This is a genomic window from Bradyrhizobium sp. MI1.11 (genome assembly GCF_055811255.1).
In genome coordinates this window covers 130,156-155,348 of the sequence record NZ_JBVVPM010000009.1, presented here as the reverse complement: position 1 = coordinate 155,348, position 25,193 = coordinate 130,156, and the positions used below count along the sequence as shown (strand labels likewise).

The window sequence follows — 25,193 nt, the reverse complement described above, 5'->3', positions numbered from 1 at the left end:
TCAATCTGCAAGAATCAGCGCGATCCCGGGTGCCATTCCGGGAGTTTGGGAATCTCGGGATCGAGGTGATCCCAGGCATATCCGCGCGAGCAGAACAGCACGACGGACGGTTTGAACGTGCTGGCATCGTCCAGCGTGCCGACATAGATGCCGATGAACTCCGGCTTCTCGTCCGGCTTGTTGTAGATCGGCGAGCCGCAGCTCGGACAGAACCCTTTGCGCTTGATTGCGCCGCTGTCGGCGGTGCGCTCGATTTCGCGCACCTCGCCTGTCACCGAGACTGCGCTGCGCGCGAACACGAAGATGGAGCTGTGGCCGCTGCCGGTGTCGCGCTGACAGTCGCTGCACTGGCATTGGAAGCCGCGGATCGGCGCGGACGCGATGGTGTAACAAACCGCGCCACAGGCGCAGCGACCTGAATATTTCATTCGTCTCCCTCCCGACGGGGCCGACCGTTCCAATCATATCAGGCTGGCTTGATTTCGCCACATCGAGCAGCCGGCGCGATTTCACACAAGCCTGATCTTCGCCGGCCCGCTCACCCGCGCGACATCTTCTCAAACCTCTTCACCAGCCGTTCGCGCTTCAGCCGCGACAGGCGCTGGATCCAGAACATGCCGTCGAGCTGGTCGATCTCGTGCTGGTGGCAGACGGCGCGCAAGGCTTCCGACTCCTCGCTGTGCACGTTGCCGTCGAGATCCTGATAGCTGATCCGCACGCGCGCGTGGCGCTGGATGTCGTCGTTGACGCCGGGCATCGAGACACTGCCCTCGCGATGCATGATCATCTCGGGCGAGGCCCATTCGATCTCCGGATTGACGTAGGTCCGCGGTCCGTCCTTCGGGTCGAGTTCGAGCACGACGACGCGCAAGGGCACGCCGACATGCGGCGCCGTGATGCCGATGCCGGGCGCGGCGCGCATGGTCTCGAGCAAATCCGTTGCGAGCTCACGCAAACCGGCGTCGAACGCGGTGACGGGGCGGGCCGGCAGCGCGAGGCGGCGGTCGGGATAGCGGACGATCGGGCGAATGGTCATGCAGGCTCCTAGCACTCACGGATGGTTGAAGCATCCCGTTCTTGACGCCCTACCAACTGGAAGGTAGTTAAGGCCCATGACCAACGTCTCCTCAACTGCCGACGACATCCTGGCCTGCGCGCGCAGCTTGATCATCGCGGGCGGCTATAACGGTTTCAGCTATGCCGACGTGGCCGATGTTGTCGGCATTCGCAAGCCGAGCATCCACCATCATTTCGCCAGCAAGGTCGATCTGGTTCGCACCCTCGTGTCGCGCTACCGTGCCGAAGCCGAGGCGGGACTGTCCGCGCTCGAGCGCAATGTCCCTGATACGCGCGAACAACTCGAAAACTATGTCGCGTACTGGGAGGCGTGCATCAATGATGCGACGGCGCCGTTCTGCGTCTGCGCGCTGCTGGCCAGCGAGCTTCCGATCCTGCCGGAGGAGGTTGCGCTCGAAGTCCGTGCGCACTTCCGCTCCCTGGCTTCCTGGCTGACGGACGTCCTGGAGCGCGGCAAGCGGAAGGGGCGACTCAAACTCTCCGGCACAGCCCGCGTCGAGGCCGAAGGATTCATGGCGACCATTCACGGCGCGATGCTGTCGGCGCGTGCCTATGGCGATCCAAAAATATTCGGTGTGATCACCACCCCGCTGCTGGACCGGCTGGCCAACAAGCATTGAGAGACATCGGCGAGACGATCGCGACAGCCCGCAAGCGGGCTGGAGCGAAGTCGGTTTCGCCGCGTGTAAGAAAACTACCAACTAGTAGGTATAGGAGAGACTGCAATGGCGCGATATCAATTGGATCCGGTTCATACCGACCGCGAGCGATGGCTGAAGCAATACTACTTCGTGCGAGCGGCGTTCTCCGTCGCCTGGGTCGCTGCTGCGTTTGCCGCCGGGGCTTCTTCTCCAGTGATCGCCGGCGCCTTGCTCGTCCTCTATCCCGCATGGGACGCTGCAGCCAACTGCGCGGACGCGCTTCGCAGCGGCGGCTTCAATCAGAATCGCACCCAGGTTTTCAACGCTCTGGCGAGCGTTGCGACAACCATCGCAGTCGTTGTCGCTCTGCAAACAAGCATGAACCGGGTTCTCGGAATCTTCGGGGCATGGGCGATTGTGTCCGGACTGCTGCAGCTGGAGACGGCCATCCGCCGCTGGCGGAGTTTTGGCGCGCAGTGGGCCATGGTGCTCAGCGGTGGCCAATCGGCGCTTGCAGGCGGCTTCCTCATCTTTCAGGCGACGACGCCTGCGGTTCCCTCGATCGCGAATGTCGCGGGCTATGCCGCCGTCGGTGCGCTCTACTTCCTGGTCTCTGCGGTCTGGCTCACGGTCGGCGAGTGGCGGCGCGGCGTGGCTGCTTGAAGCCTGTTCGCGAGGGGACGAGATCGATACCGGCGGGATGATGCCATGATGCAGGTGTTTTGCCCGACGAGTCAAACGGCGGTTCCTCGCACGGCAAAGGGCTGCGCTGTAAGTCCTTGATCCCAAAGCGCCCGGCTACTGTGCATGGGGTTGTTTTCGCCGTTTTCGTTTGGCAGGTCACAAAAGCCTGCCGCAAAAACTTGCGTCGGCCTGTCGGTCCACCATGTTCCCATTCGTCTTCCACCCAGACAGACCTGACGGGAGACCAAAAATGAACTCTTCCTCCTATCGCTGGGTGATCGTCGCCGCGGGCGGCTTGCTCGGCTGCGTCGCCATCGGCGGCATGTTTTCGCTGCCGGTGTTCCTGCAGCCGATCGCGAAGGACACCGGCTGGTCGGTGACCGGCATCTCCAGCGCGATGACGATCGGCTTTCTGGCGATGGCCTTCACCAGCATGGCCTGGGGCACGTTGACGGACCGGTTCGGGCCGCGGCCGGTGGTGCTGATGGGATCGACGGTGCTGACCGTGAGCCTGTTCGCGGCGAGCCACGCCACCTCGCTGCTGGCGTTTCAGTTCGTCTTCGGCCTTCTGGTCGGGGCGTCCTGTGCGGCGATCTTCGCGCCGATGATGGCGACCGTGACCGGCTGGTTCGACACCCATCGCAGCCTCGCGGTCTCGCTGGTGTCGGCCGGCATGGGCATGGCGCCGATGACGATGGCGCCGCTCGCGGCCTGGCTCGTCTCCAACCATGACTGGCGCACCGCGATGCAGATCGTAGCGCTGGTAGTTGGCGCCATCATGATCCCGGTCTCGTTCCTGGTGCGCCGCCCGCCGGCGCTCGCGCACGCCGTGGCCGCGCCTGCGGGCGAGGGCGCCGGGCAAGCCGAGATGTCGATGGGGGAGGCGCTGCGCTCGCCGCAATTCCTGATCCTGCTCGCCACTAACTTCTTCTGCTGCGCCACCCATTCCGGCCCGATCATTCACACCGTCTCCTATGCCGTGAGCTGCGGCATCCCGCTCGTTGCGGCGGTGACGATCTACAGTATCGAGGGTTTTGCTGGCCTCGGCGGGCGCATCGCCTTCGGCCTGATGGGAGACCGCTTCGGCGCCAAGCGCGTGCTCGTCTCGGGCCTGCTGTTGCAGGCGTTCGGTGCGCTGGGTTATGTCTTCGCGCACCAGCTCACGACATTCTACGCCGTCGGGGCCGTCTTCGGCTTCATCTATGCCGGCACCATGCCGCTCTACGCGGTGCTGATCCGCGAGAACTTCCCGCTCAAGATGATGGGCACGGTGATCGGCGGCACCGCGATGGCCGGCAGTCTCGGCATGGCCACGGGCCCGCTCGCCGGCGGCCTGATCTACGATGCGTTCTCGAGCTACGCCTGGCTCTATATCGCCTCCTGGGCGATGGGCCTCGGCGCCTTCCTGATGGCGATGAATTTCAAGCCGTTCCCGAAGCCGCGAGCGGAGTTGGCGCCGGCGGCTGCGTAAGCAGCTTCATCGAGGCGCAGCGCTAGAGCTGCGCCTCGATCGCGGGCTTGTCGACGATGGACCACACGTGCCGTATTTTTCCGTCGCGAAATTGATAGAACACGTTTTCGCAGAAGGACACGCGCCTGCCGTTCACATCCAGCCCCAGAAACGTTCCAGCCGGCGTGCAATCGAACGTCAGCCGGGAGGCGATTTGGGGCGGATCGCAGACCAGCAGCTCGATGTTGAAATGCAGATCGGGAATTGAGCGAAAATCCTGCTCCAGCATGGCACGATAGCCGGACAATCCGAACGGTCGCGCATTGTGGACGACGTCACCGTGAACGAACTGTTCGAGGGCGGGCCAATCCTGCCGGTTCAGGCAGGCGATGTAATTGCGGTAGATGTCGGCGAGGTCGGACCTGGTCATGGCGTTGCTCCTGCGGCTCCGGCCATAACGCGGCAACAGGGCGATCGGCGCCCGCGCTCACAGACGTTTTTCGAAGAACAGGTCCGGGTAGGGATCGTCATTGAAGCGGGGGATCTCGCTCCAGCCGCTTCTTCGGTAGAGCTGGCCGGCCTCCGCCAGCGCGCTGTTGGTGTCGAGCCGCAGCAGCTTGATGCCGAGCCCGCGCGCGACATCCTCGCTCGCGTCCATCAGGCGCCGGCCGAGCCGCAATCCGCGCGCCGCCGGTGCGACCCACAGACGCTTGATCTCGGCATAGCCGTGATCCGTGCCTTTCAGCCCGACGCAGCCGACCGGCAGCGTGTCCGACATCGCGACGATGAACGTGCCGCGCGGGCGGCGCATATCCTTGGCGTCAGGATCGCGCGACAGCGAGACGTCAAAGCCCTGCTTGAAGCGGCGGCCGAGCTCGCCATAATATTCGCCGAGGCAATAACGGGCCTGTTCGCTCCGCGGATCCATCTCGTCCAGCGTGACGCGCTCGCGCGTCAATGCGGAAGCAATCAAATCCATCGCCGCCAGCAGCGCCTCGCGTTGTGAATGCTGGGCAAGGAAGCCCTCGGCCTGCGTGTTCGACAGCGCTTCATAGGCCGCGAACTCGCGCCGGCCCGCACGAGTCAACGATACCACGCGGCGGCGCGCATCTTCCTCATGCGCAATGGTCTCGACCAGCCCCTCGTCCTCGAGGCTGCGGAGCAGGCGGCTCATCAGGCCGGAATCGAGGCCGAGATAGTCGCGGATCTCGGCCACGTCCGAACGTCCATGCCCGATCGCGTTGAGCACGCGCGCCGCCCCCAACGGCCGCCCGCGCCCCAGGAATGACGTGTCGAGCGCACCGACAGCGGACGTGACGGCACGGTTGAAGCGGCGGACGCGGGAAACAGGGTCGAGCATGATATATCTGACTTTAGTCAGGCATATCATCGATGTCAATCAGCGCAGGCTTTCGCTTCGGCACCGGCTGCACTTCACTCGAGGCCCAGCGCCTTGCGGGACTTCCGCGTGAGTTTCGCCGCGACCAGCGCGTGCGCCTGCGCCAGATAGCTCGTGAGCTCGGCGTCTGATAGCGCGTTGTTGCCGACGAGCTGCACCCACTTGGCGCGCGCCAGATAGGGCGCCGGCCGCGCAAGGCCGTGCTCGATCAGCATGGCATAGGCCATGTTCGAGACCTTGAACATGTAGCCGCCGGAGCGCGCGGCAAAGCCGCCGCCGAGTGCGAACATCTTGCCGCCGACCTTGAACACGGAGGTGCCCTCCCACTGCACCACCTTGGTGACGGCGGGCAGGCGCAGGCAGCGGGTTTCGAAGGTATTAGGAGTCATCGCCCGAGCGATAGCACAGCGCACGCGGCAAGGACACGAGAGGGACGAGCGTTGTCGCCACAGGGATGATGCAGTTGCGCGCCTCTTTGTGAGTTGTGCCCGCGCTGCGGACCGTTACCATGTGCCGGCGGCCGTGGAACACGGGAGCCGACATTGTGACCGGGAGGCGACATGAGTGGGCGGGAACGCAAAGCAAAAGGATCCGACCTGTTCGTCGCGGCGCTTGAGAACGAAGGTGTCGACCGCATCTTCGGCGTGCCCGGCGAGGAGAACCTCGATCTGGTGGAATCGCTCCGCACCTCCAAAATCGAACTGATCCTGACTCGCCACGAGCAGGCCGCCGCCTTCATGGCCGCGACGCACGGGCGGTTGACCGGCAGGCCCGGAGTTTGTCTTTCCACGCTCGGCCCGGGCGCGCTCAATCTGTCGACGGGCGCGGCATATGCGCATCTTGGCGCGATGCCGATGATCTTGATCACCGGCCAGAAGCCGATCATGAGCAGCCGGCAGGCGCGTTTCCAGATCGTCGATGTGGTCGCCACCATGAAGCCGTTGACGAAACTGTCGCGGCAGATCATCAGCGCCTCCAGCATCCCCACCGTGGTCCGCGACGCGTTTCGCGTGGCGATGGAGGAGCGGCCAGGGCCCGTGCATCTCGAACTGCCCGAAGATATCGCAGGCGATGAAGTGCCTGAGGTCCCGGTGATCCCGGTACATCCGATCGAGATCCCGGTCGCCCATCGCGCCGCGCTCGACCGCGCCGCCGAGATGATTTTGGCCGCGAAGCATCCGCTGGTGATGATGGGCGCTGCGACCAGCCGGCCGCGCGCGACACACGGCATCGCCAGTTTCGTGCGGCGGACCGGTATTCCCTTCTTCACCACGCAGATGGGCAAGGGCACGGTGCCCGGCGGCACCAATCTCTACATGGGCACCGCCGCGCTGTCCGAGCGCGACTACGTTCATGACGCGATCGACTCCGCCGATCTGATCGTCGCGATCGGTCACGACCCGATCGAGAAGCCGCCCTTTATCATGGGACCATCGGGCCCCAAGGTGATTCACGTCAGCTACACACCGGCCAGCGTCGAGCTGGTCTATTTTCCCGATGCGGAAGTCGTCGGCGACGTCGGCCCCAGCCTGGAGCTACTCGCCGACCGGCTCGAAGGTAAGCTGCCGCAAGCCGCCGCGCTGCTGCCACTGCGCGAAAAGATCCTTACGCAGATCGCCGACCGCGCCACAGAAGCGCGCTGGCCGCCGACGCCGCAACGCATCGTGCACGACATTCGGCAGGTCATTCCGGAGAACGGCATCGTCGCGCTCGACAACGGCATGTACAAGATCTGGTTCGCGCGCAACTACCGCACCCGCGTCGCCAACACGCTGCTGCTCGACAATGCGCTGGCGACGATGGGCGCCGGGCTGCCGTCGGCGATGATGGCCGCGATGCTCTATCCGGAGCGCCGCGTGCTCGCGGTCGCCGGCGACGGCGGCTTCATGATGAATAGCCAGGAGGATGGAGACCGCCGTCCGCCTCAAGCTCAATCTCGTCGTGCTGGTGCTCGAGGACAACGCCTACGGCATGATCCGCTGGAAGCAGGCCGTCGATCACTTCGCCGATTTCGGCATGACTTTTGGCAATCCCGATTTCGTCCTGTACGCGAGGGCTTATGGAGCGAAAGGACATCGCATCGAGAGCATCGACAGCTTTGGCCCGACCTTGGATGCCGCCTTCAAGGAGGGCGGCGTGCATCTGGTCGTGATCCCGATCGATTATTCGGAGAATGTGCGGGTGCTCGTTGAGGAGCTGCGGGCGCGGGAGAAGTCGAAGGCGTGAGTTTGTGCGATGCTGCTGCCCCCGCGTCATTGCGAGCGAAGCGAAGCAATCCAGGTTGTCTCCGCGGGGGCGGCCTGGATTGCTCGGTCGCTTTGCTCCTCGCAATGACGGAGTATGCGGGCCGGCCTGAATACGATAACAAGTCGCGTCCATATCATCCAATCAACCACAGGAATAAGAACATGGCTCGCGTTCGCTGTATCACCGAGATGGGCATGGGCGTCGACGTCCACGGCAGGGACGCCACCAAGGCGGCGAAGCGTGCCGTGTCTGACGCCATCAGGCATTCGAGCCTCGGCTTCTTCCGGATGATCGACAAGACTGCGAACGACATGTTCGTGGACGTCACGATTGCAGTGCCGAATCCCGAAGCCGTCGACAAGGACGCGGTCGCGAAGGAGCTGCCTTACGGCACTGTCACCGTCAACGCGGTGAAGGGCGGGCTAGAGATTCCCTCGGCCCCGGAACAGGGCAACGACCCCATCCTCATCGCCAATGCCGCCGTCATCGTCAGCTTCGAGAAGGAGTGAGACGGTGTCCGACGGTGACGTGACGCTGCTGGATCGCCCGATCTGGAGCGCGCTGACGACCAGCCACAAACATCTGGCCGAGGGTGGCCCGCGAGCGTTGCGCTATCCGGTGGACATGACGCCCTTTGCCGACATGGTCGACATGTCCGAGGCGAGCTTTGCCGCGCTTCGTGATCTCCTGTCGGGCTCGCAGGTCGCCGCGCTGTTCACGCCGGAGGCCGTCGACGTTCCCGCCGGCTTCAAGGTCGTCCTTGCGGAGACCGGCGAGCAGATGATCGGCTCTCCGGCAGACAGTCCGCTTCGCGATGCCGAGATCGTCCGGCTGGGTGCGGCCGATGTTCCCGCCATGTTGGCGCTGACGGAGTTGACGAAGCCCGGTCCATTCGCCCGGCGCACGCACGAGCTCGGGACGTTTCTCGGCATCCACGCCGGCGGCGAATTGGTCGCGATGGCCGGCGAGCGCATGAAGCCGGGCAATTTCGTCGAGATGACGGCCGTCTGCGTCCACCCCGACCATCGAGGCCGGGGCTACGCGCAGGCGCTGCTGGCGGCGGTCGCGCGCCAGATCGAGGCGCGCGGCGAAATTCCGTTCCTGCACGTGTTCTCGAGCAACTCATCGGCCATCGCGCTGTACCAGCGCCAGGGGATGCGGATTCGGCGCCGCCTGCACGTCACTGCGTTCATGAAGCAGGAATGAGCCGCGCCGTCCGGTCAGGCTTCATATCCGGCGAATTCACGCTATATCGATCCCAACCATCATTGGGGGAAGCACATGGACGCCAGAACACCTGATTTTTCCGCCACGTGGACGGCAATGCAGCGTTACGTCGATCAGGAGATCATTCCGGGTGCATCCTGGGCGGTGCTGCGGGGCCGCGAGGTCGTCGATCAGCAATGCGTCGGTTTCGCCGATCGCGAGGCGAGCACCGCGCTGCGGCCCGATCACATTTTTCGTGCGTTCTCCAATACCAAGATCTTCGTCACCTGCGCGATCATGCTGCTGGTCGAGGAAGGCCGCATCGGGTTCGATGACGTTGTCGAGAAATTCCTGCCGCAACTCGGCAATCGCAAGGTTCTGAAGCCGGGCGCTTTGAGCCTTGCCGACGTCGAACCGGCGAAGAGCCCGATCACGATCCGGCAGCTTCTGACTCACACCTCCGGCCTCAGCTACGGCGTCTTCGATCCCGGTACGGTGCTGTTCAAAGCTTATAACGAGGCGCGCGTTCTCAATCCGTTGACGCCGCTGACCGGCATGATCGACCAGCTCGCCGATCTGCCGCTGTCCTTTCATCCCGGCACGTCCTGGGAATATTCGGTTGCGACCGACGTGCTTGGGCGTGTCGTGGAGGTGGTCTCCGGCAAGCCGCTCGACGCCGTCCTCAAGGCGCGCATCTTCGAGCCGCTCAGCATGACCGACACCGGCTTCCACGTGCCGGACGCGCAGCAGGGCAGGCTGGTGGCCCTCTACAACGGCGCGGATGTCCTCGATCCCATGAAGCCCGGCCTCACCCGGGCCGATGACCTGCCTTATCCGCAGGCCTATCGGCGGCAATTCCCGCGGCTGTCAGGTGGCGGCGGACTGGTCTCGACCTTGCCCGACATGCTTGCTTTGATACGGGCGCTGCTCCCCGGCTCGGATGCTCTGCTGAAGCCGGAGACGCTGCGGTTGATGATGACGAACCAGTTGCCCGCCGGCGAGAACATCCGCTTCGCCAATCTCGGCCCGATCCCCGGCAAGGGCTTTGGCCTCGGCGGCGCCGTCACCTTCGCGCCGACGCCGTTCGATCCCCCGAATTCGACCGGCGAATTCCAGTGGGGCGGCCTTGCCGGCACCCATTGGTGGATCTGCCCGCAGGCCAATACCGCCGGCGTGCTGATGGCGCAGCGCTACATGGGCTTCTGGAATCCGTTTTTCTTCGAATTCAAGCGTCTGGCCTATCAGGCCGTCGGAGGCTGATCGCGAAAAAAATCTGCACGTTGCCGCGAATCCTTTCTGGTCGTCGCGCCCTCTCTTGACGGTCGAGGCATTTTGCCTCGGCTCATCTCGGAGGATGTGATGGGTTTTTACAGGAAGAATATCGGCGGCCTGCATCAGGCCGTGCGGATCGCCTTGGGCGTCGCGGTGGCCGTCGCGGCATTCGTGTATCTCACCGGCGCCGCGCTGTGGCTGGTTGCGCTCGGCGGCGCCGGTTTCGCGCTGACCGGCCTCGTCGGTTATTGTCCGATGTGCGCGATGGCCGGTATCGGCAGGGGAGGCGTGTCATGAGCGCCACTGTGATCTCGCCGGACCTGTTCGAGGCCGCGCGCCTCGGCGATCCCCAGGCGATCGCGTCGCTGCTCGAGACGGCGCAACCGAACATCCGCCGCTACGCCCGCGCCACCTGTCGCAGCTCGGCGGATGCCGAGGATGCGACGCAGGAGGCGCTGTGGATCCTGTTTCGCCATGTCGGCACGATCCGCTCCTGGCTGGCGTTTTCGGCCTGGCTGTTCAGTGTGGTCCGCCGCGAATGCCTGCGGCTCGCCCGCAAGGCGGGCCTTGCGCCGGCGATCGACGACGCGGAGGCGGAGGCGCTGCTGCTGTCGCGTCCTGAGGCCGATTTGCGGCTCGACGTCGCGGCGGCCTTCGAGGCGCTGCCGCCGCACTACCGCGACGTCGCGCTGATGCGCGACGTCAAGGAAATGACCATCGACGAAATCGCCGTCGCACTCGGTGCGACCCGGCAGACCGTGAAGGCACGCCTGCATCGCGCCCGCGCTCTGATGCGCGAATATCTGACGAGATGAGCCATGAGCGATTATCAAAGCCCTGACGATCTGAAATCCATCGCGGCCTTCGTGGCGCTCGCGCCGGTCGAGGCCAGCGCGTTCCTTGCGTTCAACCACGCGGTCGAGCGCGAGGATGGATTGATTCCGCCAAAATATCGGGAGCTGATCTCGCTCGCGGTCGCGCTCACCACGCAATGCGCCTATTGCCTCGATGTGCACACGGCGCAAGCGGTGAAGGCCGGTGTAACGCGCGAAGAAATCGCGGAAGCCGCGCTGATTGCGGCGGCGGTTCGCGCCGGCAGCACGCTCGGCCATGCGTTGTTGGCTCAGCGCCTGTTCGAGCGACATCGGGGCGAGGAACCCGGATAAAGGAGCGGGCGGACGCCCGTCAGGGATCAGGAAGTTGCCAAACTATCTCGGCCTTGACGGATTTCGCTTCGGCTGGGTTGCCGCCTGGATCGACCAGCGCGGCGATCACGGTTTCGAGTATTCGCCGGGTCTCGCGCGGCTGCTCGCGCTGCCGCATGCACGCGCGATGATCGACATGCCGATCGGATTGAAATGGAGCGGATACCGCATCTGCGATTTGCGCGCACGCGAGCGGGTCGGTCCCGCCGTGTTTCTCGGCGCGCGCCGTGACCTCTGGCGATTTGCCGATATGGCTGCAGCTAACCGGCACTACTGGGAGCGCGAGGGCAAGGGCAGGGGCGTGTCGGCGCAGCTCTGGAACATCAGGGACAAGATCAGGGACGTCGACGAGATCATGACGCCGGAGCGGCAGGCGACCATCGGCGAAGCGCATCCGGAATTGATTTTTTGGAATCTGGCTGGGCGGGCCCGGCTCGCAAAGAAGGCCTCGGCAGAGGGCCGCGAGCAGCGCATCGCACTCCTGGAGCAGCGCGGCTTCGCGCGTTTGCCGAAATGGCTGACTCAACGACACGGCACCGGCATCGGCCGTAACGATCTCATCGACGCCTGTGCCTGCGCCATCGCGGCACGCGACAGCACGCAGAGGTTCGGCGGAGAGGAGACCGACCCGAGGGGCTTGCGGATGGAGATCAATTATTGAGCCTGTCGGCGTGCGAGGGGCCGGGAAAAAGCTGCAATTTATTTGAAGCTTGCAGGAACAGACGACGGCTGGCCTGCGTTCCTCGTGCGAACCGAACACGGAGAAGCTCGTCCGATGAGGGATGGCAGTCAATTCGCGACCGCGATGCTTGCGCTCGTCTTCACCGGAGCACTGCTGGTCACCGGCCAACTTTTCATCGAGCAACGCGCGCAGCGCGATGTGATGCACGCCACCAACCATTTGCTGCGGCCGCTGTGACCTGTGCGGGAAAATGATCTGACCACTCGACCTTGCGTCGTTCGTCCGCTTGCCTAGACTAGGCGGCATCTCATGAACGAAGCCGGGGTCCTGATGTCCGATCTATCCGCCTTTCCCATCACCAAGCGCTGGCCGGCCAAGCACCCGGAGCTGCTCCAGCTCTATTCGCTGCCGACGCCGAACGGCGTCAAGGTCTCGATCATGCTGGAAGAGATCGGGCTTCCCTACGAAGTCCATCTCGTCGATTTCGGCAAGGACGACCAGAAGACGCCGGAATTCCTCTCGCTCAATCCGAATGGCAAGATCCCGGCGATCCTCGATCCCGACGGTCCCGGCGGGAGGCCGCTGCCGCTGTTCGAATCCGGGGCGATCCTGCAATACCTCGCGGAGAAGACCGGCAAGCTGCTGCCGCAGGATCCCGCGCGCCGCTACCAGACCCTCCAGTGGTTGCATTTCCAGATGGGTGGTATCGGGCCGATGTTCGGCCAGGTCGGCTTTTTCAACAAATTCGCCGGCAAGGACTTTGAGGACAAGCGGCCGCTCGAGCGCTACGTGGGCGAGGCCAAGCGGCTGCTCGGGGTGATGGAGATGCATCTTGCCGGCCGGCAATGGTTCATGGACGACGACTACACCATCGCCGACATCTCCATGCTCGGCTGGGTGCGCAACCTCATCGGCTTCTACGGCGCCGGCGATCTCGTCGAGTTCAGCCAGTTCAAATCCGTCGCCGCCTGGCTCGAACGCGGGCTGGCGCGTCCGGCGGTCGAGCGCGGGCTGAACATTCCGAAGCGGCCGTAAGATCAGGTTAGCGCCTTGTGGGTCATGTAGAGCGCCATCAGCAGGATGAGGGCGATCATGACCCGGCGCAGTACCGATTTGCTGACGCCATTGGCAGCGCGTGCACCGAGATCGGTGCCGACCCAGAGGCCGGCCAGGATGCCGATGATGGCCGGCCAGCCGACCATGAGCCCCTTGCTCCAATAGATCCACGCGGCCGGAATATTGGTCGGGATGACCGAGAAGACGAGGCTGACGAGCTGCGCCTGATGCTGCGGCACCCGCAGGCCTGCCGCCAGCCCGACGGTAATCGCCAGCCCGCCGCCGATGCCCATGAAGCCGGAGGAAAATCCGGCAAGCATGCCGATGAGGAGCAGCGGCAGCCACGGCAGCTCGTCTCGGTCGCCGGTCTCATTGCTTTTGTCCTCGCGGTCGCGGCGCAGGATCAGGAGAGCGATCAGTGCGACGAGATAGACGACGTAGGTCCATTGCAACACCGCGTCGGAGACTGCGGCCGCAGCGTAGCCGCCGCCGGCGCCGCCGAACAGAAAGCCGATGCCGATCCAGACGATCCACAGCAACGGGCTGCGATTGCCGTTCTGCCAATAGCGGCGAACACCCGCGAGTCCTGTCGGTGGAACCTGCGTGATCAGCGATGTGCCCTGGGCGACGTGTTGCTCGGCGCCGAGCAGCAGCACGCTGAAAATCACGAGACCGCCTCCTGGGCTCGTGCCCATGAAGCCCGATGTCAGCCCGCCGATGAGACCGACCCCAATGCCTGCGAGCAGGTCGTGGACCCACGACATCGCTCAGTTCCTGGTCCGTCGCTTGACGTCGGCCTTCGTGGTGCGAAAACCATCGATCACGCCGGTCACGGCCGCCATGCAGGCCTCGATGTCAAAATCCTGGCCCCAGCATTTTTGCAGCAGAAATCCCTGGAAGATCGCGATCAGCACGCGCGCGATCGCTTCAGGACCGAGATCGCGCTTGATGAGGCCGTCATGCTGGCCGCGCTCGACCAGTGCGACGATCAGGGCGCGCGGCATGTCGATGCCTTGCACGACGCTGGTGCGGACGCGTCGGTTGCGCAGGGCCTCGGCCCAGCCATGGATACCGACACGGCGGCGCGCTTCGCCGGCGGGGTCGGTGAGCCATTGCGCGTAGACGCCGACCAGTGCGTGAAGTCCTTCGATCGGATCGCCCGATCCTTGCGCGACCGAGTTGAGCACGGCCTCGCGCCGGTGCCGGTCGTCGGCGAGTGCCTCGATCAGATCGTCCTTGCTCTGGAAGTAGAGATAGACCGCACCGTGGCTCAGCCCCGACCGTTTGACGATGTCGGCCATCCCGGTCTGGTGAAAACCGTCCTCGGCGAAGCAGGCAAGAGCGGCTTCGAGGATCTGCTGCCGCCGGCTTTCGCGTTGCTTGTCGCTGATCTTGGGCATCCGGCTATCCATAAATAACTGACAGGTCGATCGTTTTATCCGTTCCTCGGAGGAGGTAGTTGATAAGGGCGGCTGAGATAAAAAACGATCAGTCAGTCATTTATATTATCAAAAAAGGATCCCGGTCAATCCCGACGCCCCGGGTCGGGAAACAGGAGGGCTGAACCGTTAAATGGGACGCCGCCGGCGGCCTGGAACCGTCCCTTGATCGCGCGGTGCTAGAACAGCCGTCCGCCGTTCGGCACGGGCTTGCTCGGCTGCACCAGCACGACCTTGCCGTCGGTATCGGGGAAACCGAGGGTGAGCACCTCCGAGACAACCGGGCCGATCTGGCGCGGCGGGAAATTCACGACCGCGGCCACCTGTTGGCCCACCAGCGTTTCAAGCGGATGGTTTTCGGTGATCTGTGCCGAGCTCTTGCGCACACCGATCGCGGGACCGAAGTCGATCCACAGCCGCCAGGCCGGCTTGCGCGCCTCCGGGAAGGGCTTCGCATCGACGATGGTGCCGACGCGGATATCGACCGCGAGGAAGGTGTCGAAGTCGATGGTTGGCGACGCAGTCGCGGCTGGATCGTGAGTGACGTGCATGGAGTGTCCGTTCGAAGAGATGGCATCATTCGCAATATTGTCGCGCGAACCGGAGTTGCGTACAACGCCTTGGGATCACGATACGACGGATGCGCGAGGAACGTTTTGCCCAACATCATCTACGGCATCAAGAACTGCGACACCATGAAGAAGGCGCGCGCCTGGCTCGACACCCATGGCGTCGCCTACGCGTTTCACGACTACAAGACGGCGGGCGTGGAGAAGGACAAGCTCAAGCAGTGGAGCGACAAGGTCGGTTGGGAGACGCTGCTCAATCGCGCCGGGACGACCTTCAAGAAGCTGCCCGATGCCGACAAGGAAGGCCTCTCCGAGAAAAAGGCGCTGGCGTTGATGCTAGCGCAACCATCGATGATCAAGCGGCCGGTGCTTGAATTTGGTGGCAAGCTGCTGGTCGGCTTCAAGCCGGACGTCTATGCCAAGGAAGTCAAGACCAAGGAAGCGGCCGCCAAATCGCGCTGAGCGCTAGTTCAGCTCGATGATCTCGCTGGGAAGGCCGGAGCCCTGCTGGTCCGCGAACTCGACCAGTTCGGCCGGCGCGATGCGGCCTGGGGTGCGGTGGAACAGGTCGCGGTCGATCACCGCGCGCAATCTCGGGCGCGGCAGCGCGTCATTTCCGCGCATCAGATTCTTGATCTCGAAGCCGCCGTCCTCGCAGAAGGTCTTGAGCGATGCGATGATGTGACAGACCTTGCCGTCGGTCTGGAACGGCAGCAGCAGGCGCTCATAGGCGACGATACGGCCGTAGATGTCATCGACGTCGGCAACGCTGTAGACTGGCACCCCGCGCGCCACGCATTCATGATAGACCGGCATTACCAGGGGCACGAGACGCGGCCCGATATAGTCGTCGAGCAGAACGCCCTTGCCGGTGTGTCCATAGGCGCGCGAGATGCGCGTACCTTCGCTCTGGATGGTCAGACGCGGTGTCGGCGTCGACATGTCCACCGTATAATAGATCAGATCGGAGAGCTCTTCCTCGAGCCGCGCAGGCTGGTACTCCCAAATCGCCGGGGCCGTCTGCTCGCGCGCATAGAGCCGCAGCCACGTGTTCAGGAGATCACGCTGCCTGATCGACTTGACCACGGAAGGAGCGGCGCTTGCAAAATCCAAGACAATATTCCCGGCGAATAGAAATTCCGGACGCATGAAACCCGCGCATGATCCTCGCTGCGGGAAAATTTTCTATGAAGGCTGGCGCATGGAACGAAAGACCGTTAACGACGGCTTGATGATCGGCGCTTTGCGAACCGGGAAGCCGGGCAGGCGCGACATCAAAACACGTCCGACTAAGGGAGCATAAGTCTCCCGGCCGGAGGCCTGACCTGCTCAGCTTTCCGCCTTGCCTAACCCCCGTCACCTCCGGCATATTCCGCGCCCGGAGGCGGCGTTCCGGATGGGCTCCAGGGAGTGGCTCCAAGGCCTCCGGAAAGCCGAAGCAACAAGGATAGCCACGCGCGTTGTGCGGGCAGGGGGAAAACTGTTTGGCCGATGAGTTCATTCTCGAAACGGAAGGCTTGACCAAGGAGTTCGCGGGCTTCTTCGCCGTCCGCGACGTTGCGCTCAAGGTTCGCCGTGGGAGCATTCACGCGTTGATCGGCCCGAACGGTGCCGGCAAGACGACGTGTTTCAATCTTTTGACCAAGTTCCTCAAACCGTCTGCCGGAAAAATCCTGTACAAGGGGCAGGACATCACCGCGATGGCGCCCGCCGACGTGGCCCGCCTGGGGCTGGTTCGCTCGTTCCAGATCTCGGCCGTATTTCCCCATCTCACCGCGCTGGAAAACGTCCGCGTCGCGCTTCAGCGCCAGCACGGCAGCTCCTTCGATTTCTGGCGCTCAAAGTCCGTGCTCAACCAATTCAACGATCGCGCGCGCGAGCTGTTGAACGATGTCGGCCTCAGCGAGTTTTCCAATACGCCCGCGGTCGAGATGCCCTACGGGCGCAAGCGCGCACTGGAGATCGCAACTACGCTCGCGCTCGACCCGGAGATGATGCTGCTGGACGAGCCGATGGCCGGCATGGGCCACGAGGACATCGACAAGATCGCGGCGCTGATCAAGCGCATCTCCGCGAAATACACCATCCTGATGGTCGAGCATAATCTGAGCGTCGTGGCCAATCTCTCCGACATCATCACCGTGTTGACGCGCGGGCAGGTGCTCGCGCAAGGCCATTACAGCGAGCTGACCAAGGACGAACGCGTCAAGGAAGCCTATCTGGGAGCCGGTCATGGCTGAGACGGCAACGGCGGACGCTCCCGCAAAGACTGCGAGCGGCGGCAACCTCCTCCAGGTCCGCAACCTGGAAGCCTGGTACGGCGAGTCCCACATCCTGCACGGGATCAACTTCGACGTGAACGCGGGCGAGGTCGTCACCCTGCTCGGGCGTAACGGCGCCGGCAAGACCACCACGCTGAAGTCGATCATGGGCATCATCGGCAAGCGCACCGGCTCGGTGAAGTTCAACAACCAGGACATCATCCGCACGACCTCGGACAAGATCGCGCGGATGGGAATCGCGTTCTGCCCGGAAGAGCGCGGAATTTTCTCCAGCCTCGATGTCCGGGAGAACCTGCTGTTGCCACCGGTGGTGCGTCCCGGCGGATTGCCGCTCGAGCAGATCTTCGATCTGTTTCCGAACCTGAAGGAACGGCTCAACAGCCAGGGAACCAAACTCTCCGGCGGCGAGCAGCAGATGCTCGCGATCGCGCGCATCCTGCGCACCGGTGCGAACTTCCTGATGCTGGACGAGCCGACCGAGGGTCTCGCGCCCGTCATCATCCAGCAGATCGGCCACACCATTGCGCGGCTCAAGAAAGAGGGTTTTACGATCCTCCTGGTCGAGCAGAACTTCCGGTTCGCATCCACCGTCGCCGACCGCTATTACGTGGTCGAGCACGGCAAGATCATTGACGGATTTTCCAATGCGGAGCTTGCCGCCAACATGGACAAGCTCCACACCTATCTCGGCGTCTAGAACTGCCAACAAGAAGATTCATAGGGAAGTAGCATGATGACAAAGTCGATTGCGTCGTTTCTGCTCGGCACGGCGCTGGCCGTGACCGCCACCGGTGCAGCCTTCGCGCAGGACAAGACCGTCAAGATCGGCGCGCTGTCCGATCAGTCCGGGCTCTATGCCGACCTCGGCGGACCGGGCTCGACGCTCGCCGCGCAGATGGCCATTGAAGATTCCGGCCTGGCTGCGAAGGGCTGGAAGATCGACATCATCTCGGGTGATCACCAGAACAAGCCCGACATCGGCACCGCGATCGCGCGGCAATGGTTTGACGTCGACAAGGTCGACGTCATCGTCGACGTGCCGAATTCCGGCGTGGCGCTTGCGGTCAACAACGTCGTCAAGGAAAAGAACGGCGTCTACATCAACTCGGGCGCGGCGACCTCGGATTTGACCAACGCGCAGTGCTCGCCCAACACGGTGCACTGGACCTACGACACCTACATGCTGGCCCACACCACCGGCCAGGCGCTGGTGAAGGCTGGCGGCGACACCTGGTTCTTTCTGACCGCGGACTACGCCTTTGGCGCGGCGCTGGAGCGCGACACCACCGCTGTCGTTACGGCCAATGGCGGCAAGGTGGTCGGCGGCGTCAAGCACCCGCTGAACACGCCGGACTTCTCGTCCTTCCTGCTCCAGGCGCAGGCCTCCAAGGCCAAGATCATCGGCCTTGCCAATGCGGGCGGCGACACCACCAACACGATCAAGCAGGCGGCCGAGTTCGGCATCGTCAAGGGCGGCCAGAAGCTCGCGGCGCTGCTGCTGTTCCTGACTGACGTCAAGGCGATCGGGCTCGAGACCGCTCAAGGCCTCAACTTCACCGAGACCTTCTACTGGGACATGAACGACCAGACCCGGGCGTTCTCCAAGCGCTTCGCCGAGAAGATGAAGAACAACGCACCGCCGACCATGGTGCAGGCCGGCGTCTATGCGGGCGTGCGTCACTATTTCAAGGCACTGGAAGCGCTCGGCGGCAACCCGCACGACGGCGCCAAGGTCGTCGAGAAGATGAAGTCGATGCCGACGGAAGACGATCTGTTCGGCAAGGGCGAGATCCAGCCCAACGGTCGCACCATCCACAATGCCTATCTGTTCGAGGTGAAGAAGCCCTCCGAGTCCAAGGGACCGTGGGACTTCTACAAGCTGGTCGGCACGGTGCCGGGCGACCAGGCCTTCACGCCGCTGTCCGAGAGCAAGTGCGCGCTCTTGAAGAAGTAAGATAACCGCCCGCAGGCCATCAGGCCTGCGGGCGACTTTCAGGGAACGCCGAAGGGACCGGGTGCGGGATCGATGCAGGCTCTTTACGCTCAGCTACTGGTGGGACTGATCAACGGCTCGTTCTACGCGCTGCTCAGTCTCGGGCTTGCCGTGATCTTCGGCATGCTCAACATCATCAATTTCGCCCATGGCGCGCTCTACATGATGGGCGCGTTCGTCGCCTACTTCCTGCTGAACATCGGCGGCATCAACTACTGGTGGGCGTTACTGCTTGCCCCGATCATCGTCGGCATCTTCGGCATGATCCTGGAACGGACCATGCTGCAATGGCTGACGGGGCTCGATCATCTCTACGGCCTGCTCCTGACCTTCGGCATTGCGCTGATCGTGCAGGGCGTGTTCCAGAACTATTTCGGCTCCTCCGGCATGCCTTACGCCATTCCGGACCAGCTCAAGGGCGGCATGAATCTCGGCTTCATGTTCCTGCCCATCTATCGCGGCTGGGTCGTCATCTTCTCGCTGATCGTGTGTGTTGCGACCTGGTTCCTGATCGAGAAGACGCGGCTCGGCGCCTATTTGCGTGCCGCGACTGAAAACCCGACGCTGGTGCGCGCTTTCGGCGTCAACGTGCCGCGCATGATCACGCTGACCTATGGTTTGGGTGTCGGCCTGGCCGCGCTTGCTGGCGTGCTCTCGGCGCCGATCAACCAGGTGCGGCCGCTGATGGGCGCCGACCTGATCATCGTGGTGTTCGCGGTGGTCGTGATCGGCGGCATGGGATCGATCATGGGCTCCATCATCACCGGCTTTGCGCTCGGTGTGATCGAGGGCATGACCAAATATTTCTACCCCGAGGCCTCCAACACCGTCGTGTTCGTGCTGATGGTGCTGGTGCTCTTGGTGAAGCCAACGGGATTGACGGGAAGGGCGGCCTGATATGACAGCCTTGACGGACGACACGCTGCCGGTAACCCCGCGCGCGATCCGCGACGAGATGATCGTGTTCGTGGTGATGGCGCTGCTGCTGGCTTCGGTGCCATTCACGGGAGTCTACCCGTTCTTCGTGATGCAGGCACTGTGCTTCGCGCTGCTCGCCTGCGCCTTCAACCTGCTGATCGGCTATGGCGGTTTGCTGTCCTTCGGTCATGCGATGTTCTTAGGCACGGCCGGCTATTGCAGCGCGCATGCTCTGAAGGTCTGGGCGCTGCCGCCGGAGCTCGGCATCCTCGTCGGCGTCGCCGGTGCCTTCGTGCTCTCGCTCATCACGGGCTATATCTCGATCCGGCGCCAGGGCATCTATTTCTCGATGATCACGCTGGCGCTGTCGCAGCTTCTGTACTTCATCTACCTCCAGGCGCCGTTCACCCATGGCGAAGACGGCATCCAGGGCATCCCGCAAGGACGCATGTTCGGCGTGTTCGATCTGACCAAGCCGACCGTGCTCTATTACGTGGTTCTGGTCGGCTTCCTCGCCGGCTTCCTGCTGATCTTCCGCATCATCAACTCGCCCTTCGGCGAAGTCCTCAAGGCGATCCGCGAGAACGAGCCGCGCGCGATCTCGCTGGGTTACCGCACCGATCAGTACAAGTTCCTGGCTTTCGTCCTGTCGGGCACGCTGGCCGGCTTTGCCGGTGCGCTGAAAGTCTTCGTGGCGCAGAACGCCTCGCTCACCGACGTGCACTGGTCAATGTCGGGCGAAGTCGTGCTGATGACGCTGGTCGGTGGTCTAGGAACCGTGTTCGGTCCCGTGGTCGGTGCCTTCGTGATCATCGCCATGCAGCAATATCTGGCGGGGTTCGGGCAGTGGGTGACCGTGATCCAGGGCTCGATCTTCGTGATCTGCGTGCTCACCTTCCGCCGTGGTGTCATCGGCGAAATCGCGCATTACTTCCGCCGGTCGCTGTAAGTCATTGATCTAATGGAAGATGTGTTGACTCGCGAAAGCGGTGGATGATCCGGCTCCACGGGCGTGAGGTGGCACGCGCGTGGATCGAAAATGGTCTATGACAGTTTCATGACGGCCCCCTTTGGCCAGGCCATTATCCAACCGGTAGTTTCTCTCCCATGATGCGATTGTTTCGCTCTTTCCTGCCCAAGGAAGAACGGTTCTTCGACCTGTTCGACCGCCACGCCCAGACCGTGATCCAGGGTTCGATCGCGCTCCAGAGCATGCTCAACGGGGGCGAGGAGACGCCGGTCTATTGCCAGCGCGTCAACCAGTTCGAGAACGATGCGGACAATATCACCCGTGAGGTGCTGACGGCGGTGCGTCGCACCTTCATCACCCCGTTCGACCGCGGCGACATCAAGAACCTGATCACCTCGATGGACGACGCCATCGACCAGATGCAGCAGACCGCCAAGGCCGTGATGCTGTTCGAGGTCCGCAGCTTCGAGCCGCCGATGCGGGAGATCGGCGGGCTACTGATCGAATGCGCCAATCTGGTCGGCCGTGCGCTGCCGTTGATGCAGAAGATCGGTCAGAACGTGGCCATGCTGACTGCGATCACCGAAGAGCTGGGCAAGCTGGAAGGCCGCGTCGACGATCTCCATGATATCGGGCTGAAGGAACTTTTCCTCAAGCATCGCGACGGCAACGCGATGGATTTCATCGTCGGCGCGGAAATCTACGACCATCTCGAGAAAGTCGCCGATCGCTTCGACGACGTCGCGAACGAGATCAACAGCATCGTCATCGAGCAAGTTTAGGGCAGGGGCCACGCCGTGGATGTTGCGTTGGGTCTTCCCGTCCTGGTCGGATTGATCGCCGTCGCGCTGCTGTTCGACTTCCTGAACGGCCTGCACGACGCCGCCAATTCGATTGCGACCATCGTCTCGACCCGCGTGCTGCGGCCGCAATACGCGGTGTTCTGGGCCGCGTTCTTCAATTTCGTTGCCTTCATGGTGTTCGGGCTCCACGTCGCCCAGACCATCGGCACCGGCATCATCGATCCCGCGATCGTGGATGCTCAGGTGATCTTCGCCGCGCTCGTTGGCGCCATCGTCTGGAACCTGGTGACATGGGCGCTCGGCATCCCGTCGTCCTCGTCTCATGCATTGATCGGCGGCTTGTTTGGTGCCGGTGTGGCCAAAGCCGGCCTTTCGGCGGCGGTCTGGAGCGGATTGTCCAAGACGGTGATCGCCATCGTGCTGTCTCCGCTGGTCGGCTTCCTGCTCGCGATGGTGCTGGTCGCGATCGTCTCCTGGGCCTCGGTACGCTCCACGCCCTTTGCCGTCGATCGCGCCTTCCGCATCCTGCAATTCGCCTCCGCCTCGCTCTATTCGCTCGGCCATGGGGGCAACGACGCGCAGAAGACCATGGGCATCATCGCCGTGCTGCTCTATTCGCAGGGCCAGCTCGGCGGCGAATTCTTCGTCCCCTTCTGGGTGGTGCTCTCGTGCCAGGCCGCGATGGCGATGGGGACGCTGATGGGCGGCTGGCGCATCGTTCGCACTATGGGCCTGCGCATCACCAAGTTGACCCCGATGCAGGGCTTTTGCGCCGAGACCGGCGGTGCCGCGACCCTGTTCATGGCGACCTTCCTCGGCGTTCCCGTCTCGACCACCCACACCATCACCGGGGCCATTGTCGGCGTCGGCGCCGCCCGCCGCCTCTCGGCGGTGCGCTGGAACGTCGCCAGCTCGATCGTCTATGCCTGGGTGATCACCATGCCGGCCTCGGCCATCGTAGCCGCGCTCTCCTGGTGGGCGGTCAAGCTCTTCGTCAAGTAACCAGCTTCAGCCCGACGATCCCGGCGACGATCAGCCCGATGCTGGCGAGGCGGAACGCGGTGGCCGGCTCGCCGAACAGGATGATGCCGAGCGTCGCGGTACCGACCGCGCCGATGCCGGTCCAGACTGCATAAGCGGTTCCAATCGGCAGCGATTTGAGGGCGAGCCCGAGCAGGAGGATGCTGCCGGCCATGGCGCCGAGCGTGAGGACCGACGGAACGAGCTTGCTGAACCCCTCGGTGTATTTGAGGCCGATCGCCCAGGAGACCTCCAGCAGACCGGCGACGAACAGGATGCTCCAGGCCATGACGACCCTCCATTCAAGGCAGGGTCGTCCCCGCGACTGGCGTGCCGATAGGAAGGGAAGGCCGTCCCTCCCAAACAAGCCCGATATGGGGCTGGCCGGAAGGCTCCGCAATCACCAGATGAGGCTTGATCAGGCTCATTTTCCCTGCCAAACGCTGCCGCAATGTCCGACATCGCCACCACAGCCGAATCGACGGCCCGTTCCTCGCTTGCCGCTGAAGTGTCGCGGCGGCGTACCTTTGCGATCATCTCGCATCCGGACGCCGGCAAGACCACGCTGACCGAAAAGCTGCTGCTGTTCGGTGGCGCCATCAATCTGGCCGGCCAGGTCAAGGCCAAGGGCGAGCGCCGCAACACGCGTTCGGACTGGATGAAGATCGAGCGCGAGCGCGGCATCTCGGTCGTGACCTCGGTCATGACCTTCGAGTTCGAGGGCCTCGTTTTCAATCTGCTGGACACGCCGGGCCACGAGGACTTTTCGGAAGACACCTATCGCACGCTCACGGCGGTCGATTCCGCCGTCATGGTGATCGACGCCGCCAAGGGCATCGAGGCGCGCACCCGAAAGCTGTTCGAGGTGTGTCGTCTCCGGGACATCCCGATCATCACCTTCATCAACAAGATGGACCGCGAGAGCCGCGACGTCTTCGAGCTCCTGGACGAGATCGAGAAGACGCTGGCGCTCGATACCACGCCAATGACCTGGCCTGTCGGCCGCGGCCGCGAGTTCCTCGGCACCTATGACGTCGTCAATGGCGGCGTGCGCCTGCTCGAAGGCGGCGGTGCCAAGACCGGCGCGGCGCAGCAGATCGAGATCGCCGAGCTCGCCAAGCTCAACGCCAATCTCGACGTGTCAGCGGTCAAGGACGAACTCGAGCTCGTCACCGCGGCTTCAAAGCCGTTCGAGCTCGAAGCGTTTCGCGAGGGCCATCTGACGCCGGTCTATTTCGGCAGCGCGCTACGCAATTTCGGCGTCGGCGACCTGCTGCAAGGCCTCGGCAAGTTCGCGCCCGAGCCGCGCGCGCAGGAGAGCGACCAGCGCAAGGTCGAAGCCACCGACCCGCGCATGAGCGCCTTCGTGTTCAAGATCCAGGCCAACATGGATCCCAACCATCGCGACCGTATCGCCTTCGCCCGCCTCTGCTCCGGCAAGCTCAGCCGCGGCATGAAGGCGAAGCTCGTGCGCACCGGCAAGAGCATGCCGCTGTCGAGCCCGCAATTCTTCTTCGCGCAGGACCGTTCGGTTGCGGACGAGGCTTATGCCGGCGATGTCGTCGGCATTCCCAATCACGGCACGCTGCGCATCGGCGATACGCTGACCGACGGTGAGGATTTCAACTTCGTCGGCGTGCCGAGCTTTGCGCCGGAAATCGTCCGCCGCGTACGTCTCACCGATGCGATGAAAGCGAAGAAGCTGAAGGAAGCGCTTCAGCAGATGTCGGAAGAGGGCGTGGTGCAGGTGTTCCGTCCCCGCGACGGTGCGCCCGCGTTGGTCGGCGTCGTCGGCGCGCTCCAGCTCGACGTGCTCAAGGCGCGGCTGGATGCGGAATATTCCCTGCCGGTCGAGTTCGAGGTCAGCGAGTTCCAGCTCGCGCGCTGGGTCTCTTCGGACGACCGCAAGAAGCTCGACACCTTCATCGCCGCCAACACCTCCAGCATCGCCGACGATGTCGACGGCGATCCCGTCTATCTGGCGCGGAACGAGTTCTATCTCGGCTACACCAGGGAACGGGCCGAAGGCATCGCGTTCACCAACGTCAAGGACGTCAAGAAGAAGGGGTAGGGGCGTTCCGTCCGCTCCTCACCCTCCGCTGCCATGCCCCGCGAAAGCGGGGCATCCAGTACGCCGCAGCCTCTCGGCTCAATCACAATCGCCTCTGGGATACTGGGTCGGGCGGGGGAGCCCGGCCCCCCCCCCCCCGGGGCGCCCCGGGCGGTGGAGCCGGGGAGGCGTGGGGGCGGGTACGGCCGGGGCCCGCTGGGGGGGATTGG

Annotated in this window: 31 protein-coding genes and 1 pseudogene; 22 read left to right on the top strand and 10 right to left on the bottom strand. The window is 63.6% G+C overall.

The features are described 5' to 3' along the window. Positions 1-14 precede the first annotated feature (14 nt). Both AC0L30_RS12240 and AC0L30_RS12235 read right to left on the bottom strand, forming a co-directional pair. Complete coding sequence (locus AC0L30_RS12240) at positions 15-428, bottom strand: GFA family protein (protein WP_007592137.1); 414 nt, start codon at positions 426-428, stop codon at positions 15-17. 110 nt (positions 429-538) lie between these two features. Beyond that, positions 539-1,036: a peptide deformylase gene (locus AC0L30_RS12235; RefSeq protein WP_007592136.1), complete on the bottom strand. Its 498-nt coding sequence runs from the start codon at positions 1,034-1,036 to the stop codon at positions 539-541. A 76-nt stretch (positions 1,037-1,112) separates the two neighbouring features. On the opposite strand from AC0L30_RS12235, the gene AC0L30_RS12230 reads away from it, so the two are divergent. The 3 genes from AC0L30_RS12230 (at position 1,113) to AC0L30_RS12220 (ending at position 3,873) form a co-directional block, all read left to right on the top strand. After that, positions 1,113-1,697 carry a TetR/AcrR family transcriptional regulator gene (locus AC0L30_RS12230; RefSeq protein ID WP_007592134.1) on the top strand — a complete coding sequence of 195 codons (585 nt, stop codon included), beginning with the start codon at positions 1,113-1,115 and terminating at the stop codon, positions 1,695-1,697. A gap of 105 nt (positions 1,698-1,802) precedes the next feature. After that, entirely contained in the window at positions 1,803-2,381 is a 579-nt protein-coding gene (locus tag AC0L30_RS12225) for a DUF308 domain-containing protein (RefSeq protein ID WP_007592132.1), read from the top strand. Between the two features lie 271 nt (positions 2,382-2,652). Next, positions 2,653-3,873 carry an MFS transporter gene (locus AC0L30_RS12220; RefSeq protein WP_007592130.1) on the top strand — a complete coding sequence of 407 codons (1,221 nt, stop codon included), beginning with the start codon at positions 2,653-2,655 and terminating at the stop codon, positions 3,871-3,873. 22 nt (positions 3,874-3,895) lie between these two features. Here AC0L30_RS12220 and AC0L30_RS12215 read toward each other — a convergent pair whose 3' ends face one another. The 3 genes from AC0L30_RS12215 to AC0L30_RS12205 all read right to left on the bottom strand — a co-directional run bounded on the left by AC0L30_RS12215 (position 3,896) and on the right by AC0L30_RS12205 (position 5,640). Next, positions 3,896-4,282, bottom strand: coding sequence for an ester cyclase (locus tag AC0L30_RS12215; RefSeq protein ID WP_007592129.1), 387 nt, complete (start codon positions 4,280-4,282; stop codon positions 3,896-3,898). Between the two features lie 57 nt (positions 4,283-4,339). Continuing rightward, entirely contained in the window at positions 4,340-5,212 is an 873-nt protein-coding gene (locus tag AC0L30_RS12210; protein WP_035992844.1) for a bifunctional helix-turn-helix transcriptional regulator/GNAT family N-acetyltransferase, read from the bottom strand. Positions 5,213-5,286: 74 nt separating this feature from the next. Beyond that, positions 5,287-5,640, bottom strand: a complete 354-nt coding sequence (locus tag AC0L30_RS12205) for an MmcQ/YjbR family DNA-binding protein (RefSeq protein WP_007592125.1) — start codon at positions 5,638-5,640, stop codon at positions 5,287-5,289. A 171-nt stretch (positions 5,641-5,811) separates the two neighbouring features. Here AC0L30_RS12205 and AC0L30_RS12200 point away from each other — a divergent pair. From AC0L30_RS12200 to AC0L30_RS12155, 10 genes and pseudogenes are all read left to right on the top strand, one after another. Continuing rightward, positions 5,812-7,477, top strand: a pseudogene (locus AC0L30_RS12200) (acetolactate synthase large subunit). 182 nt (positions 7,478-7,659) lie between these two features. Beyond that, positions 7,660-8,007, top strand: coding sequence for a Lin0512 family protein (locus AC0L30_RS12195; RefSeq protein WP_007592122.1), 348 nt, complete (start codon positions 7,660-7,662; stop codon positions 8,005-8,007). A gap of 4 nt (positions 8,008-8,011) precedes the next feature. Beyond that, positions 8,012-8,704, top strand: coding sequence for a GNAT family N-acetyltransferase (locus tag AC0L30_RS12190; RefSeq protein ID WP_007592119.1), 693 nt, complete (start codon positions 8,012-8,014; stop codon positions 8,702-8,704). 75 nt (positions 8,705-8,779) lie between these two features. Beyond that, on the top strand, positions 8,780-9,964 hold the full coding sequence (locus tag AC0L30_RS12185) for a serine hydrolase domain-containing protein (protein WP_088940865.1): 1,185 nt from the start codon (positions 8,780-8,782) through the stop codon (positions 9,962-9,964). Between the two features lie 99 nt (positions 9,965-10,063). Then, complete coding sequence (locus AC0L30_RS12180) at positions 10,064-10,273, top strand: YgaP family membrane protein (RefSeq protein WP_007592115.1); 210 nt, start codon at positions 10,064-10,066, stop codon at positions 10,271-10,273. Beyond that, on the top strand, positions 10,270-10,791 hold the full coding sequence (locus tag AC0L30_RS12175; protein WP_007592113.1) for an RNA polymerase sigma factor: 522 nt from the start codon (positions 10,270-10,272) through the stop codon (positions 10,789-10,791). The genes AC0L30_RS12180 and AC0L30_RS12175 overlap by 4 nt, the downstream gene beginning before the upstream one ends. Positions 10,792-10,794: 3 nt before the next feature. Then, positions 10,795-11,142: a carboxymuconolactone decarboxylase family protein gene (locus AC0L30_RS12170; protein WP_007592111.1), complete on the top strand. Its 348-nt coding sequence runs from the start codon at positions 10,795-10,797 to the stop codon at positions 11,140-11,142. A gap of 34 nt (positions 11,143-11,176) precedes the next feature. Continuing rightward, positions 11,177-11,842 (top strand): DUF429 domain-containing protein, encoded by a 666-nt coding sequence (locus tag AC0L30_RS12165; protein ID WP_007592108.1) that lies wholly within the window; start codon positions 11,177-11,179, stop codon positions 11,840-11,842. 114 nt (positions 11,843-11,956) lie between these two features. After that, on the top strand, positions 11,957-12,100 hold the full coding sequence (locus AC0L30_RS12160) for a hypothetical protein (protein ID WP_007592105.1): 144 nt from the start codon (positions 11,957-11,959) through the stop codon (positions 12,098-12,100). Positions 12,101-12,193: 93 nt separating this feature from the next. After that, positions 12,194-12,898 carry a glutathione S-transferase family protein gene (locus AC0L30_RS12155; protein WP_035994942.1) on the top strand — a complete coding sequence of 235 codons (705 nt, stop codon included), beginning with the start codon at positions 12,194-12,196 and terminating at the stop codon, positions 12,896-12,898. Positions 12,899-12,900: 2 nt separating this feature from the next. On the opposite strand, the gene AC0L30_RS12150 is transcribed toward AC0L30_RS12155, so the two are convergent. The 3 genes from AC0L30_RS12150 to AC0L30_RS12140 all read right to left on the bottom strand — a co-directional run bounded on the left by AC0L30_RS12150 (position 12,901) and on the right by AC0L30_RS12140 (position 14,909). After that, entirely contained in the window at positions 12,901-13,683 is a 783-nt protein-coding gene (locus AC0L30_RS12150) for a sulfite exporter TauE/SafE family protein (protein WP_354127953.1), read from the bottom strand. A 3-nt stretch (positions 13,684-13,686) separates the two neighbouring features. After that, positions 13,687-14,319 carry a TetR/AcrR family transcriptional regulator gene (locus AC0L30_RS12145; RefSeq protein WP_007592099.1) on the bottom strand — a complete coding sequence of 211 codons (633 nt, stop codon included), beginning with the start codon at positions 14,317-14,319 and terminating at the stop codon, positions 13,687-13,689. A 218-nt stretch (positions 14,320-14,537) separates the two neighbouring features. Next, positions 14,538-14,909 carry a tRNA-binding protein gene (locus AC0L30_RS12140; protein WP_007592097.1) on the bottom strand — a complete coding sequence of 124 codons (372 nt, stop codon included), beginning with the start codon at positions 14,907-14,909 and terminating at the stop codon, positions 14,538-14,540. Between the two features lie 105 nt (positions 14,910-15,014). Here AC0L30_RS12140 and AC0L30_RS12135 point away from each other — a divergent pair, with 105 nt between their 5' ends. Then, positions 15,015-15,389 carry an ArsC family reductase gene (locus AC0L30_RS12135; RefSeq protein ID WP_007592095.1) on the top strand — a complete coding sequence of 125 codons (375 nt, stop codon included), beginning with the start codon at positions 15,015-15,017 and terminating at the stop codon, positions 15,387-15,389. Between the two features lie 3 nt (positions 15,390-15,392). Here the strand turns inward: AC0L30_RS12135 and AC0L30_RS12130 are convergent, their stop codons facing one another. Further along, complete coding sequence (locus AC0L30_RS12130) at positions 15,393-16,076, bottom strand: hypothetical protein (protein ID WP_007592094.1); 684 nt, start codon at positions 16,074-16,076, stop codon at positions 15,393-15,395. Between the two features lie 335 nt (positions 16,077-16,411). On the opposite strand from AC0L30_RS12130, the gene AC0L30_RS12125 reads away from it, so the two are divergent. The 7 genes from AC0L30_RS12125 (at position 16,412) to AC0L30_RS12095 (ending at position 22,895) form a co-directional block, all read left to right on the top strand. Next, positions 16,412-17,167, top strand: a complete 756-nt coding sequence (locus AC0L30_RS12125) for an ABC transporter ATP-binding protein (protein WP_018459153.1) — start codon at positions 16,412-16,414, stop codon at positions 17,165-17,167. After that, complete coding sequence (locus tag AC0L30_RS12120) at positions 17,160-17,906, top strand: ABC transporter ATP-binding protein (protein WP_007592091.1); 747 nt, start codon at positions 17,160-17,162, stop codon at positions 17,904-17,906. The genes AC0L30_RS12125 and AC0L30_RS12120 overlap by 8 nt, the downstream gene beginning before the upstream one ends. Before the next feature lie 33 nt (positions 17,907-17,939). Next, entirely contained in the window at positions 17,940-19,163 is a 1,224-nt protein-coding gene (locus AC0L30_RS12115; protein WP_007592089.1) for an ABC transporter substrate-binding protein, read from the top strand. A 72-nt stretch (positions 19,164-19,235) separates the two neighbouring features. After that, positions 19,236-20,099 (top strand): branched-chain amino acid ABC transporter permease, encoded by an 864-nt coding sequence (locus AC0L30_RS12110; RefSeq protein WP_007592087.1) that lies wholly within the window; start codon positions 19,236-19,238, stop codon positions 20,097-20,099. A gap of 1 nt (position 20,100) precedes the next feature. Next, positions 20,101-21,069, top strand: coding sequence for a branched-chain amino acid ABC transporter permease (locus tag AC0L30_RS12105; protein ID WP_007592084.1), 969 nt, complete (start codon positions 20,101-20,103; stop codon positions 21,067-21,069). A 158-nt stretch (positions 21,070-21,227) separates the two neighbouring features. Beyond that, positions 21,228-21,872: a DUF47 domain-containing protein gene (locus tag AC0L30_RS12100; protein WP_007592082.1), complete on the top strand. Its 645-nt coding sequence runs from the start codon at positions 21,228-21,230 to the stop codon at positions 21,870-21,872. Between the two features lie 15 nt (positions 21,873-21,887). Then, positions 21,888-22,895, top strand: a complete 1,008-nt coding sequence (locus tag AC0L30_RS12095; protein WP_007592081.1) for an inorganic phosphate transporter — start codon at positions 21,888-21,890, stop codon at positions 22,893-22,895. On the opposite strand, the gene sugE is transcribed toward AC0L30_RS12095, so the two are convergent. Beyond that, complete coding sequence (gene sugE / locus AC0L30_RS12090) at positions 22,888-23,202, bottom strand: quaternary ammonium compound efflux SMR transporter SugE (protein WP_007592079.1); 315 nt, start codon at positions 23,200-23,202, stop codon at positions 22,888-22,890. The two genes, AC0L30_RS12095 and sugE, sit on opposite strands and share 8 nt — an antisense overlap. Before the next feature lie 162 nt (positions 23,203-23,364). Here sugE and AC0L30_RS12085 point away from each other — a divergent pair, with 162 nt between their 5' ends. Continuing rightward, the gene (locus AC0L30_RS12085; RefSeq protein WP_007592078.1) at positions 23,365-24,984 is read left to right on the top strand and encodes a peptide chain release factor 3; all 1,620 of its coding nucleotides are present in this window, start codon (positions 23,365-23,367) and stop codon (positions 24,982-24,984) included. The last annotated feature ends 209 nt before the right edge of the window (positions 24,985-25,193 follow it).